Here is a 12,923-nt window from a genome sequence, read left to right as displayed (position 1 = left end):
GGATCAGAACCGCGCAGTAGCGCCGACGAAGAAGGTGCGCGCACCGCCGTCGTAGTTGTTGCCTTCGTCGATGGTGGAGACGTCGCCGGCGTTCAGCACGCCTGCGCGCAGGGTCAGGTTCTCGTTTACGTTGAACCCGGTCACCAGGTCCCACGTGGTGTAGGCCTTGGCGAACGTGGAGCTGGTGCTGGAGACCAGCTGTTCGCCGATGTGCTGCGCGCTCAGGTTCAATGACCACGCCTCGGTCACCTGCCAGTCCAGTGAGGTGTTGGCGGTGATCTTCGGCACCACCAGCAGGCTCGCGCCGGTGGTGCGGTTCTTCGATTCCAGCATGCGGGTGGCGTTGGTGGTCCAGCTCAGGCGCTCGTGCAGGGGCACGGTGAGGCTGGCTTCCACGCCGCGGGTGCGCGCCTTCTGGATGTTCTGCGCAACGGTCCACCAGAAACCGTTGACGAAGCTGGAGTCGTAGCCGGCAATCTCACGCAGCGGCACCTGCTCGATCTTGTCGTCGAAATCGGTGAGGAAGTAAGTGGCCGAGGCCGACCAGCCGCCGCGGTCGAAGCCGACGCCCAGCTCGTAGTTGGTGCTGGTTTCCGGTTCCAGATTCGGGTTGCCGGCCATGTAGCAGCCGGTGGTGCCATCGGCGCTGACCGAGCGGTTGGTCCAGCCTTCGACGGTGAGGCTGCGGCAGCCGTTGCCGCCGGACTGGGTGGCGGCACCGGCGCTGCCCTGCTTCAGGTTCGGCGCACGGAAGCCCTGCGATACGCCACCGCGCACGGTCCAGTCATCGGACGGGTGCCACACGCCGTAGATGCGCGGGCTCAGGTTGTCGTCATAGTTTTCGGTGTTGTCCCAGCGCAGGCCCAGGGTGAGCGTGAAGCGCTCATGCAGGGTGATGTGGTCTTCGGCGAACAGCGCCCACGAATCGGCCTCGTTGGTCGGGCTGATCCGACCGCTGCCGCTCCAGGTCACCGGCACGGTGCCGATGGTGTCGGTGTTCTGCAGTTCTTCGCGCTTCCACTGGCCACCCACGTTCAAGCGGTGCTCGAAGCCCAGGTGGAAACCGGTGGCGAAGGCGGTATCGAACACGGTTTCCTTGGCGTGGTTGCCCACCGGGCTGCCCTTGTCCTCGTAATCGTTCTGGGTCAGGGTGGATTTCGAGGTGCTGGCATCGCCATAGCGGCCGTCATGGGTCACGACGTAGCCGGTATGCACCAGCTTGGACAGGCCCCATGCGCCGACATCGCCGCCCCCACTGTTGCGCTGCACGCCATGGATGGCTTCGAAGCCCACGGTGTGGTCGCCGTTGATCGCCCAGTTGAGCAGCGCGTTGGCGTTCTCGCCCTTGGTGCCCGGGGTCTGGCCACGGCCACGATCGGATTCGCGATCGGTCACGTTGGCGCCGATGCGCAGGCCCAGGTTTTCCGTGAGCGGGCCGCTGAACAGCGCGCCCATCTGGGTGGTGTTTCCGCGCGTGGACGAATCGGGCTTGCTGTAGTTGAAGGTGACCGAGCCACCCCATTCCGGGGCGATCTTGCGGGTGATGATGTTGATCACCCCGCCCATGGCGTCGGAGCCGTACAGCGACGACATCGGGCCACGCACCACTTCGATGCGTTCGATCATGTCCGGCGACAGCCAGTTCAGATCCTGCGGGCCCAGGTCATCGCGGTAGTTCACGCCGGAGGAATTGCCCTGGCGGCGGCCGTCGATCAGGATCAGGGTGTACTGCTCGGGCAGGCCACGCAGGCGGATCTTCGACTGCGCACCAGACAGCGCGTAGCCACCGGTCACGCCCGGCACCGTGCTGAGCAGTTGGCCGATGCTGGTCACCGGCTTGCGCTCGATTTCCTGGCGGGTGATCACGCTGATGCTGGCCGGGGCGTCCTTGATCCACTGCTGGGCACCGGTGGCGGTGACCACGACGGTGTCGAGGTCTCTGGCGTCGGTCGCGGCGTCGCCGTGGGCGTGTACCTGTGCGGACAGGGCCAAGGCAATGGCCGCGGTCAGGGCGGCCAGCGAAGGGGCAAGCGTGGGGGGTGCAACGTGCATCGAGCAAACTCCTGGAAAAGAGGGTCCGCTGGCGATGGCTGGGACATCCGTGTGGTGCTTCTGAAATCGTTCACAATGCTATCACGAATCATTCGCATGTGACACATTCGGACACGTACGGGTAGCGCCGGCCGTTGGCCGGCCTGCGGGGGATCTGCATCGGGCGATGAAGTTCGTCTTGGGCCGGCCAACGGCCGGCGCTACCGCGCTCGCGGACTTTCCGCGGTCACCACGGGGTACTGCATCACCAATCGGTGGGCGCGTAGTCCTTCAGGAACTGGCCCCACACGTGCTCACCCGTGTTGAAGCCGTGGATGATCGGGTCGACGATGCGCGCGGCGCCATCAACGATGTCCAGCGGCGGGTGGAAGCGTTCTTCCTCCACCTTGCGCGCGGCGATCTCTGCCGGATCCTCATCGGTCACCCAGCCGGTATCCACGGAATTCATGTGGATGCCGTCGTTCTGGTAATCGGCCGCCGAGGTGCGCGTCATCATGTTCAACGCGGCCTTGGCCATGTTGGTGTGCGGGTGGCGGGTGGTCTTGAAGTTGCGGTAGAACTGCCCCTCCATCGCCGACACGTTGACGATGTGCTTGTCGCGCTCGGGCGAACGCAGCATCAGCGGCTTCAGGCGCGCGTTGATGATGAAGGGTGCGATGGCGTTGACCAGCTGGGTTTCCAGCAGCTCCACCGACGGCACTTCGGCCATCAGCAGGCGCCACGAATTGCGCCCACGCAGGTCGACCTGCTGCAGGTCCTGGTCCAGCCGGCCTTCGGGGAACAGGTGCTGCTGGCCCAGCAGTTCGTCGGCCAGCAACGGCACCTGCGAGAGTTCGGCGGCGCGGGTCAGGCCATCGGCCCCCACCAGCGCCTGCTCCTGCAGCGACGGCACGTTGGCATCCGAACCCAGGCCCAGCATCTCGGGGCTGCGCAGCCCTTCGTACTGGCCCACCAGCTTGCGGATCGTTTCCGGCAGGTCGTGCAGGGCGGCGGTTTCGCCGGCCATCATGTGCGCGTAGAACTGCGGCGGGCGGCGCACGGTCTGGCAGGCGTTGTTGATGATGAAGTCCAGCCGCGTACGGGTGGCCAGCAGTTCGTTGCAGAACGCTTCCACGCTGGGGGTGTGGCGCAGGTCCAGGCCGTACACCTGCAGGCGGTGGCCCCATTCGGCGAAGTCGGGCTCTTCGGCATAACGTGCCGCCGAATCGCGCGGGAAGCGCGTGGTCACGATCAACTCGGCGCCGGCGCGCAGCAGCTTCAGGCCCGCCTGGTAGCCGATCTTGACCCGGCCGCCGGTGAGCAGCGCCACGCGGCCGCGCAGGTCGGCGGTTTCGGTGCGCTTGATGAAATTCAGCTCGGCGCAGGCCGGGCACATCTGGTCGTAGAAGTGGTGCAGCTGGGTGAACTTCTGCTTGCACACATAGCAGTGGCGCAGTTCCGGCGAATGCACCGGCTCCGGCGTGGCTTCTGCGTTCTCACCGTTGTGCGCGTCGTGCAGGCCGGCCTTGTGCGGCGGGAAGTAGTTCGGCGTGCTGAACACCGGCTTGCGGCGCAGGGCGCGGATGCCGGTCTGTTCCAGCAGCGCTTCGGCCTTGCGGACCTTTTCCTGGTGGCGAACCTTGGCCTGCTGCTTGAGCATCGCCCGGCGTGCCTTGGGTTCTGGGTGGTAGACCTTGGCCACGACCTGGTGGAAACGCACGCGGTCGTCTTCCGGCAGCGTGTCCAGCACGGCGCGGTCGGCCTCGATCGCCTCCAGCAGGTCCAGCGCGGCGCGCAGGCGGTCGGTCAGGGGCAGCTCGTCCTGGGGCAGGGCGTCGGCGGGAGAAGAAGCGATGGCGTTCACGTTGGATCCGGAGGTAGCGGCGGGAGGGCGGCCGGCAAGGCCGTCAACCGCGGGGGAGCGGCCCCTGCCGTTGCAGGGCAGGGGCGCTCGGAGGGCCGCTATTCTCCCCGATCCGGGGGTTTCGTGCAGGCGGGGCCTGAACCGCCGGGTCATTCCGCGTCTTCGCCGCCCCGGGCCGCGGTTGGGTCGTGCGCGGCCTTGGCCGCCTTGGCCTCGTCCTGCAGGTGCTGGCGGACCTTTTTGGCCTGGTCAGCCGTTACCGCGCCGGCCTTGTTGCCGAAGTCCTGGCGGATGAAGGTGGCCAACTGCGCGATCTCGGTGTCCGACAGGCGTTCGGCGAACCCGGGCATGCCCAGGTTGGACGGACGCACGGCGGTGGAGGGCAGTTCGCTGCCGGCCAGCAGCAGGCGGATCACCGAGGTCGGGTCATCGGCCAGCACGGTCGGGTTGCCGGCGATGGCCGGGAACACATCCGTGTAGCCCTTGGCATCGGTCCGGTGGCAGGCCGCGCAGTTGTCGACGAAAAGCTCGGCGCCGCGGCTGTCGTTGATGCCGGTCTGCAGCTTGCGCGCGGTGGCATCGCTGGTGGTGTACGCAGAAGGATCATGCGCACTGGCCGGCAACTGCTTCAGGTACACGGCGATCGCCTTCAGGTCCTCGTCGGTGAGCTTCTGCGTGCTGTGCCGGACCACGTCGGCCATCGGCGTGCCCACCACCGCGCTGTGCGCATTGCGGGCGGTGCGCAGGGTGTCCACGATGTCCTGCTCGGACCAGCGGCCCAGGCCATCGGCCGCGTTGCCGCGCAGGTTCACCGCGTTCCAGCCGTCAATCACCTGGCCGCCGGAGAGATACGCCGTGCCCGATTCGTCCAGTGCCTTTTCCTGCAGCGCGAAGCCACGCGGCGTGTGGCAGCTGCCGCAGTGGCCCAGGCCCTGTACCAGGTAGGCACCGCGTGCTAGCTGCGGGTCGCTGTAGTGGCTCGGATCAAATGCCACCGCTTCCGCGTCGGGGGCGAAGGTCTTGCGCCAGATCGCCAGCGGCCAGCGCATCGACAACGGCCAGGTGATGTCCACGCCCCGGTTTTCCTGATGTACCGGCGCGATATCGCCGTGCAGGAAGTAGGCGTGCAGCGCCCGTACATCGTCATCGGTGATGCGCGCGTAGGAGGGGTACGGCATGGCCGGGTACAGCGTGCGGCCGTCGGGGGCGATGCCGTGCCGCACCGCGCGGTCGAAGTCGTCCAGCGAGTACGCGCCGATGCCGGTTTCCTTGTCCGGGGTGATGTTGGTGCTGTAGATGTTGCCCAGCGGCGAGGCCACCGGCAGCCCGCCGGCAAACGGCTTGCCGCCCGGCTTGGTGTGGCAGGCGGTGCAGTCACCGGCCGCGGCCAGGTAGCGCCCGCGCTCGATCAGCGCCGCATCGGCGGTCGGCCCGTCTGCCAGTACCCGGGTTTTGGTGGGAATGTAGGCATAGGCCAGCGCGGCCAGCAGCACGACCAGGCCGATCACCACGATCCAGAGAAGAAGCTTTTTCATGCGCGCCTCCTCAAGCCTGGACCAGGGGGCCCGGATCGGGCAGGTACTTCTCGCGGATGGCCTTGGCCGCCCAGTACGCCAGCCCGCCTACCAGACCGGTGGGGTTGTAGCCGTTGTTCTGCGGGAAGGCGTTGGCGCCGATCACGAACACATTCGGCACGTCCCAGCTCTGCAGGTAGCGGTTCAACGCCGAGGTCTTCGGGTCTGCGCCCATGATCGCGCCGCCGCAGGTGTGCGTGCTCTGGTACTTGGTGATGTTGTAGTGCTCGCCGTTCTTCTTGGCGTCACCACTCATCGACAGCGGATTGAGCGTGCGGCTCATCTGCATGGCCTGGTCCACGAAGAACTGCGATGCCTTGATCTCGTTGGGGTGCCAATCGAAGGTCATGCGCAGCAGCGGGCGGCCGAAGGAGTCCTTGTAGTTCGGGTCCAGGCTCAGGTAGTGCTGCCGGTAGGACATGCACGCACCCTGCACCTCGTAATAGAAGTTGTGGCGGAAGTTGTCGGCCGCGGCCTTCTTCCATGCCGCGCCCCAGTTCGGGGTGCCGGAGGGCACGTTGATGCCGCGCACCGGGCCGGCGCCGGGCTGGCGCGCCCAGACCAGGCCGCCGCCGACGAAGCCGGCCTTTGCGTTGTCCAGCTGGTTGCCGTTGAGGTCGTCCATGGTGGTGCCCGCGCCCCCGATGCCGATGAAACCGTTGGCCTGCACGTCCTTGTCGAAGAACAGCACCACCCGGTTGAGGTTCTGGTAGGAGTAGTTGCGCCCCACGGTGCCGGTGTTGGTCTGCGGGTCGTAGGCTTCACCGATGCCGGAGACCAGCATCAGGTGCACGTTGTAGAGCTGGAACGCGCACAGCAGCACCATATCGGCCGGCTGCTCCACTTCACGGCCCTGCGCATCCAGGTAGGTCACGCCGGTGGCCTTGGCCTTGGTGCTGTCCAGGTTCACCCGCAGCACCTGCGAATGCGTGCGCAGCTCGAACTTCGGGCGCTGGCGCAGTACCGGCAGGATGCAGGCGTTCGGGCTGGCCTTGGAGTAGTTGAGGCAGCCGTAGTCGCTGCAGAAACCACACGCATTGCACGGGCCCAGCTGGCAGCCGTACGGGTTCACATACGGCCCGGAGGCATTGGAAGCCGGAATCGGGTAGGGGTGCCAGCCCATTTCCTTGGCCGCCTTGTAGAACTGCTCGCCGCCGAGGTAGTTCGGGTTCGGGCCGAGCGGATACTCGCCCGAGCGTGAGCCTTCGAACGGATTGCCGCCTTGCTGCACCACGCCGTTGATCACGCCGGCCTTGCCGGAGGTGCCGCACACCAGCTCGAACATGTTCAGATGCGGCTCCAGTTCGGCGTAGGTGACCGGGAAATCCTGGATGGTCATGTCCGCCGGGATGAAGTTCTTGCCGTAGCGCTCTTCCACGTTGGTGCGCAGGATCAGGTCTTCCGGCAGCGGCCGGAAGTGCGCGCCGGACCAGTGGCTGCCCGCGCCGCCCACGCCGGTGCCGGGCTTGAACGAGCCCATCTGCCGGTAGGGCACGGCGGTATCGGCCAAGGTGTGCCGCACTGTCACCGTTTCCTGGTTCAGGCTCTGCAGGTACTTGCGGTGTACCGAGCCTTCCAGCTCGTCCACCACCTTCGGGTAGGCGAAATCAGGCTGGGTATCGCGGTCGCCACCGCGTTCCAGCGCCACCACGTGCAGGCCGGCATCGGTGAGTTCCTTGGCCAGGATCGCCCCGGTCCAGCCCATGCCGACGATGACCGCATCCACTTTCGGTTTCGTGATTGCCATGCCTCAGCCCCTCCGCCCGGACAGATCCACCGGCGGCAGGGGGTAGGCCTTGTCGCGGACGCTGATCCAGTCTATGTAGTCCGCGCGCATGCCTGGGTAACCGATCATTTTCCAGGCGGCCATATCCTTGTTGGCGCCGTACTTCGGATCAGCGAAGTAGCCGTTCTTCACTTCGCCCAGCAGGTTGGAGAAGAACAGCTTGCTGGAGATCGCCTCCAACTCCAGCTTGCCGCCCTCGGCCGCCTTGAGCAGGGTTTCCTGCTGTTCGTGGCTCAGCTGGGCGAAGGTCTTGCCATCGAACTGGCTGCGGCAGTGCGCATCGAAGGCATCAATGCCGACCTTCAGGATGTCACGCAGGGCCAGCTTGCCCTGGTAGCCGAACTCGCTGGGCGCTTCCAGGAAGGGGCCCTGCATGTACCAGATGGCGCCGGCCGCGTAGGGGGTCTGCATGTGGCGGTCGAGGAACTCGGGTACGCCCGATTCCACCGCGCCGGGGCCGGTTTCATCGGAGGGGATCAAGCGGTCGCAGGCGGCGGTGATGAACGCCCACTCGGCCGCGTTGAAGAATTCGGGGGTGTAGTCCTTGGCGGCCGGGGTAGCCGGGGTGCCGGTCCCGGTGGGGGTGCCGGGGGCGCAGCCGGGCAGGGCGGCGGCGACGGGGAGCAGGGTAAGACCCTGGAAGAAGCGGCGACGGGTCAGCGTCGGCCGGTTCTGGTCGGCATCATCTTTCATTGTGTGGCTACCTGGCGGGTGGCTGTGGCTGAGCATGGCGCGGGTCCTGTCGCGGCAGCGTGCTCGCCGAATGCGGCCGGCCCTTCCGCGGCTGGCATGAATGAGACCATTGTGTGGATGTGCGACTGTTTCCGTAATGGCAATATGGGAAAGGAACTCTTGCCAAACTGGAAACATCGGCGTGATCGACGACCTCAACGAGCTGCGCACCTTCGACCGCATCGTGCATGGCGGCAGCCTGTCCGCCGCCGCGCGCGACCTGGGCATCTCGCTAGCCGTGGTCAGCAAGCGGCTCACCGCACTGGAGCGTCGCGTGCAGGTGCGGCTGTTGAACCGCAGCACGCGACGCGCCTCGCTCACCGATGAGGGCAGCCTGTTCCACCTGCACTGCCGCCGCGTGCTGGATGCGGTGGAAGCGGCCGAGGCGGCGCTGGAGCAGCGCCAGGACGTGGTGGCCGGCGTGCTCAAGCTCACCGCGCCCAATGGATTCGGACGCCGTCATGTGGTGCCGGCGGTGCGCAGCTTCCAGCAGGCGCATCCCGGGGTGCGCGTGCACCTGTCGCTGCGCGATGAGCTGGTGGACCTGGTCGGCGAAGGCGTGGAGCTGGCGCTGCGCTATGGCGCGCTGGACGATTCCCGCCTGGTGGCGCGCGAGCTGGCGCCGAACCGGCGCATCCTCTGCGCCTCACCGGACTACCTGCAACGGCGTGGCACGCCGTCGAGCATCGACGACCTGCACGGCCACGATCTGATCGCTTCGGGCAGCCCGCCGGTATCGCAATGGGTGTTCGCGCAGCCCGGCGGCACCATCGCGTTTCCATTGGACGCCAGTACGCTCTGCGACGATGGCGAGGCGGCGCAGATACTGGCGGTGCAGGGCGCCGGCATCGCCCGCAAGTCGATCTGGGACGTGGCCGATGACCTCGACGCAGGGCGCCTGAAAGAAGTGCTGCCCAACTGCGCGCTGGCGACTTCGCCATTGAGTGCCGTGTACGCCCCCGGGAAGCAGGTCGCACCCCGGGTCCGTGCGTTCCTTGGCCACATGGTGCAGCAGCTGCAGCTGTCGGCCGGCTGGCGGCATGCCAACCGGACGATGCCCGCCATTGCACTGACCGGGACTTAATCGGCCTTGCGCTCAACCGGCGTCAATGCCGGTTTCTGCCAGCTGCGGTCCAGCACGGCCTGGCCAGGGCTGTAGTTGCGCAGGATCACGTAGAACGGTCCGGCCGGCGCCGGCAGCCAGTTGGATTCCTTGTCCTTGCCGGGCGACGCCTGCTGGATGTACAGGGTCAGGCCGCCATCGGCATCCCGCTTGAGCGTGGGCAGCATGGCCGAGTTGATCAGGTAGCGGTCCAGCGGGTTGTCCACCAGCAGCTTGCTCTTGCCGTCGTACAGGGTGACCGACCAGAACGCGTTGGTCGGCGGCAGCTGGTCCTTGGCGAAGCGCAGCACGTAGTCGTGCTGGCTTCCATCGGCGGGCCTGCCCTGCGCATCCACGAAGTAACTCTGGTAGTCGGCCTCTGAAGCGGAGTTGCCGTAGATGCCCAGCTTGGCGCCGGCAAAACGGTACAGGTAGTTGTCCTTCAGCGCCGCGCGGGTGCCGAACATATCCGCACTCGAGACCTTCTCGGTGTTTATTTCGGTGGCGATGAACTGTTCCAGTGCCTGGTTGGCATCTGCGATGCCTGCGGTGATGGCCTCGCGGTCGGCCGGCGGCAGCGCGGCTGCATCGAAGGGCTTGCCTGCCTCAATGCCGATTCCCGCGAACCGTTGGCGAAGCGCGGCTTCGCTGTCCACGGTGGGCGCGAACTGCAGCAGGAAGTTGAGGTAGGAGAAGAAGCCCAGGCCATTGGCCTGTTCCGGGTCATACGGCGGGAAGGTGATCGGCGGGGCCGGCGGCGGTGCCGGCGTGCCCAGGAACGCGCTCAGCGGCTGCACCTTGTACTGCGCCTGCAGGCGCTTGACGTTGTCCAGGTCCGACGGCGAAAACAACTGGGTGCGGAACAGGCCATAGGCCAGCTGGGTTTCGGCGCGGAACACTTCGCGCACGCCCTTGGGTGTTTCGCCCTTCCAGTCCGGCCCGGCGACCAGGAACACGCTGGCCTTGCCGTCGGTCGCGGCGCGGTTGATGTAGGCGAAGTTGTAGGTATACAGGTCGATCAGCTGCACGGAGAAGTAGCGCTTGGCATCGATCGCCGGCACGCTGATGACCAGCGGTTCGGCGCGCAGGTCCATCCACAGGAACGAATACGGCGTGTCCGAGTTGGGCGTGATGATCGAGGTGTCCTTCGGGGTGGCCACCTGGGCGACGTTGCCGATCTGGTTGAAGCCGGCGTGGAAGTTCGCACCCTTGGCATCCACGGCCTGCTGGTACATGGATTTGTAGCCTTCCACGATCGGGTAGCCCCAGATGTAGGCATCCTTGGCGGTCGCGCGCAGCTCGCTGACGCGGGTGGCATCAGCCGCGGCCGGGGCGGCGGGCTGCGCTGCCGAGGCAGGGTCGGGCGCTGGGGCGGCGCTTTCCGGTTCGCGCTTGCCGCAGGCGACCAGCGCGCAGAAGCTGATCAACAGGGCAGCCAGGTGGAGGCCGGCAAGGAACGGTGATCGCGTCTGGTTACGGGGCATGGCCATATCGTTCGCCTCCTGCGGCAAGGGATGCGGAGAGCATGACGGCGCGCTCATCCGCACTCCACCGAAATAGGTGCAGGCCGGCTGGGTAAAACTACTTAGCCCGGATCAGACCCGGGCAAGGCTGGCAATGGCGAGAATGACGGTCGCGGTGGTGACCACGGTGAAGTACAGCCATCCCAGCCCGACGAACTTGAGCGTGGTCACCAGCCGGGATTGTGCGTACACCCGCCGTTGCATGAGCCAGAGATACAGCGGCATCCACAGCAGCAGCGCCGTGATCAGCAGGCCGATGACAACCCCCGCGCCAGGCACGGCGGCAAGCTGCCCACCCAGCATCGACAGCAGCAGGATGCCCAGCAGTGCCACGCACAGGAACGCATGGCTGTACAACGCCACCACCAGGTGCTCCAGGTACAGCCTTCCACTGCCCAGGTAGAACACCTTCAGCAGCACGGCAAACAACGGCACCAGCACGAACAGCGCCGAAGGCACCGAGCCGAAGAACGCGTTGACCAGCAGCTGCGGCCGTTCGCTGATGCGGGGCAGGTTCTTGCGGATGATCTCGGCTTGGCCGGTCAGCCAGCGGTTGGCGAACCCGGGCAGGAAACCGATCTCGACCGGGTCTGACTTCTGTGTCGCCATGTCCTGCACGGTGAACGGTTTGGCCGCGACGGGCTTGCGCGCGGACGCGACCGGTGGATGCTCCTTCAGTTCGCGCTCGCGCTTTGCGGCCTGCCTGTCCACCTTGGCAATGGCACTGTCGATCGGCGCGCGAAGGGACTCGGGCATCGCCTCACGCGATTGCTGCAACGGCGCCAGCAGCGCGCGGCGGACCTGCTGGACCTCGTCGTGGGTGGTGGCATCACGGAACGCACCCGGCACTTCCGGCGGGCGGGGCGTCTGGCTTACCAGGGCACCTGCGTCCACATGCACCGCCAGCCGCGCCACGAAGAAGGTCAGCACGCTCAGGATCACGAACAGGCGGATCGGCGGGATGTAGCGGGTACGGTGCCCGGCCAGGTAGGCGGCCGCCAGGCGGCCGGGCAGCAGCAACTGGTGCAGGGTGCGGAAGATGCGCCCGTCCAGGTGCCAGAACGATTCGAACACCTCTTCCACCGCGTGCCCGAAACTGCGCACCGGGCTGTGGGCGGACTGGCCGCATTCATGGCAGAAATCGCCCTGCAGCGGGGTGCTGCAGTTCTCGCACGCGGCAGGGTGGGCAAGGGCGGAGTGCATCAGTGCGCGGAGCCGGGCAGGAAAGGCGCCTACGATAGTGGGGGCGGGGTGCCGGTGCCAGTGCCGGCATGCATCAATCACTGGGCGGGGGTCGGTAGAAGTACCGAAGCAGATCCGGGGGCCATCGGCCATCCTCAAACGCACGTTCGCGCACTGCGGATGCTGTTCCCGTTCGCCCTGTTCGCGGCGGGGTTGCTCGGTTACGAGCAGGTGCGCCAGCGCACTTCCATCACCTTGTTGCTGTTGGGGGTTTGCCATGCCTGTTTCACCACGTTGCACCCGCCCGCTGCGCCGGCGCCATGGTTTTGTGTCGCTGTTCCTGGCGGCAGCGCTGGCAGGACTGTGCCAACCGGCGTGGGCGCAGGATGCCGATGCCCTGGCCAAGAAACTGTCCAACCCCGTCGCGGCACTGATCAGCGTCCCGTTTCAGTACAACTACGACGACGGCTACGCCAATGGCGGTTATCGGCATACGCTCAACATCCAGCCGGTGGCGCCGTTTGCCATCTCCGAAGAATGGAATGTCATCTCGCGCACCATCCTGCCGGTGGCCTACCAGAAGGACGTGATTCCCGGTACCGACCAGGCCGGCCTGGGCGACGTGACCCAAAGCTTCTTCTTCTCGCCGAAGGAAACCGGCCCTTCCGGCGTGGTCTGGGGCATCGGGCCAGCGCTGCTGCTGCCAACCGGTACCGATGACCTGGGCGCCGATACCTGGGGTGCCGGTCCCACCTTCGTGCTGCTCAAGCAGGACAAGAGCTGGACCGTGGGCGCGCTGGTGAACCACATCTCGGACATCGCCGGCAGCGGCTCGCGCCGGCGCGACATCAGCAACACCTTTGTCCAGCCGTTCCTGGCCAAGGCCTTCCCGGGCGGCCGCACGCTGGCCTTCAACATCGAGTCCACCTACGACTGGAAGGCCAGCCAGTGGACCGTGCCGCTCAACATCCAGTACTCCAAGGTGAGCAAACTGGGCAGCCAGATGATCAGCTACCAGGGCGGCGTGCGCGCCTACCTGGATGGCCCACGTGGCGGGCCGGACTGGGGGGTCCGGTTCACGGTCACGTTGCTCTACCCGAAGTAGAGTCGGCTCACCCCCTTACGGAAC

General features: G+C 66.5%; 9 protein-coding genes. 2 read left to right on the top strand and 7 right to left on the bottom strand.

The window, feature by feature from the left end; genetic code table 11:
- Window positions 1-3 precede the first annotated feature (3 nt).
- From SOM39_RS16640 to SOM39_RS16620, 5 genes are all read right to left on the bottom strand, one after another.
- Window positions 4-2,052: a TonB-dependent receptor domain-containing protein gene (locus SOM39_RS16640; RefSeq protein ID WP_320458988.1), complete on the bottom strand. Its 2,049-nt coding sequence runs from the start codon at window positions 2,050-2,052 to the stop codon at window positions 4-6.
- Window positions 2,053-2,296: 244 nt separating this feature from the next.
- Complete coding sequence (locus SOM39_RS16635; RefSeq protein ID WP_210132814.1) at window positions 2,297-3,862, bottom strand: SDR family NAD(P)-dependent oxidoreductase; 1,566 nt, start codon at window positions 3,860-3,862, stop codon at window positions 2,297-2,299.
- A 182-nt stretch (window positions 3,863-4,044) separates the two neighbouring features.
- On the bottom strand, window positions 4,045-5,430 hold the full coding sequence (locus SOM39_RS16630) for a cytochrome c (RefSeq protein ID WP_320458987.1): 1,386 nt from the start codon (window positions 5,428-5,430) through the stop codon (window positions 4,045-4,047).
- A gap of 10 nt (window positions 5,431-5,440) precedes the next feature.
- Window positions 5,441-7,216 carry a GMC family oxidoreductase gene (locus tag SOM39_RS16625; protein ID WP_210132603.1) on the bottom strand — a complete coding sequence of 592 codons (1,776 nt, stop codon included), beginning with the start codon at window positions 7,214-7,216 and terminating at the stop codon, window positions 5,441-5,443.
- A 3-nt stretch (window positions 7,217-7,219) separates the two neighbouring features.
- Window positions 7,220-7,948 carry a gluconate 2-dehydrogenase subunit 3 family protein gene (locus SOM39_RS16620; protein WP_217538493.1) on the bottom strand — a complete coding sequence of 243 codons (729 nt, stop codon included), beginning with the start codon at window positions 7,946-7,948 and terminating at the stop codon, window positions 7,220-7,222.
- Window positions 7,949-8,129: 181 nt separating this feature from the next.
- Between SOM39_RS16620 and SOM39_RS16615 the strand changes: the two genes are divergently transcribed.
- The gene (locus tag SOM39_RS16615; RefSeq protein WP_320458986.1) at window positions 8,130-9,071 is read left to right on the top strand and encodes a LysR family transcriptional regulator; all 942 of its coding nucleotides are present in this window, start codon (window positions 8,130-8,132) and stop codon (window positions 9,069-9,071) included.
- Here the strand turns inward: SOM39_RS16615 and SOM39_RS16610 are convergent.
- Together SOM39_RS16610 and SOM39_RS16605 are read right to left on the bottom strand one after the other, a co-directional pair.
- Window positions 9,068-10,573 carry a DUF1254 domain-containing protein gene (locus SOM39_RS16610; protein ID WP_320458985.1) on the bottom strand — a complete coding sequence of 502 codons (1,506 nt, stop codon included), beginning with the start codon at window positions 10,571-10,573 and terminating at the stop codon, window positions 9,068-9,070. The two genes, SOM39_RS16615 and SOM39_RS16610, sit on opposite strands and share 4 nt — an antisense overlap.
- 111 nt (window positions 10,574-10,684) lie before the next feature.
- Window positions 10,685-11,815: a DUF3667 domain-containing protein gene (locus tag SOM39_RS16605; protein ID WP_068852202.1), complete on the bottom strand. Its 1,131-nt coding sequence runs from the start codon at window positions 11,813-11,815 to the stop codon at window positions 10,685-10,687.
- Between the two features lie 256 nt (window positions 11,816-12,071).
- On the opposite strand from SOM39_RS16605, the gene SOM39_RS16600 reads away from it, so the two are divergent.
- Window positions 12,072-12,899 carry a transporter gene (locus SOM39_RS16600; RefSeq protein WP_320458984.1) on the top strand — a complete coding sequence of 276 codons (828 nt, stop codon included), beginning with the start codon at window positions 12,072-12,074 and terminating at the stop codon, window positions 12,897-12,899.
- Window positions 12,900-12,923: the final 24 nt, after the last annotated feature.

This window comes from Stenotrophomonas sp. CFBP8994 (genome assembly GCF_034044835.1).
GTDB lineage: Bacteria > Pseudomonadota > Gammaproteobacteria > Xanthomonadales > Xanthomonadaceae > Stenotrophomonas > Stenotrophomonas rhizophila_A.
The sequence above is the reverse complement of the archived record's forward strand: the minus strand, read 5'-3'. Positions and strand labels throughout refer to the sequence as shown.

What these genes read in the sequence shown, in the direction of transcription:
- SOM39_RS16640 (WP_320458988.1), bottom strand. Translation starts at nt 2,052, where the DNA reads ATGCACGTTGCACCCCCCACGCTTGCCCCTTCGCTGGCCGCCCTGACC.
- SOM39_RS16630 (WP_320458987.1), bottom strand. Translation starts at nt 5,430, where the DNA reads ATGAAAAAGCTTCTTCTCTGGATCGTGGTGATCGGCCTGGTCGTGCTG.
- SOM39_RS16625 (WP_210132603.1), bottom strand. Translation starts at nt 7,216, where the DNA reads ATGGCAATCACGAAACCGAAAGTGGATGCGGTCATCGTCGGCATGGGC.
- SOM39_RS16620 (WP_217538493.1), bottom strand. Translation starts at nt 7,948, where the DNA reads ATGAAAGATGATGCCGACCAGAACCGGCCGACGCTGACCCGTCGCCGC.
- SOM39_RS16610 (WP_320458985.1), bottom strand. Translation starts at nt 10,573, where the DNA reads ATGCCCCGTAACCAGACGCGATCACCGTTCCTTGCCGGCCTCCACCTG.
- SOM39_RS16605 (WP_068852202.1), bottom strand. Translation starts at nt 11,815, where the DNA reads ATGCACTCCGCCCTTGCCCACCCTGCCGCGTGCGAGAACTGCAGCACC.
- SOM39_RS16600 (WP_320458984.1), top strand. Translation starts at nt 12,072, where the DNA reads ATGCCTGTTTCACCACGTTGCACCCGCCCGCTGCGCCGGCGCCATGGT.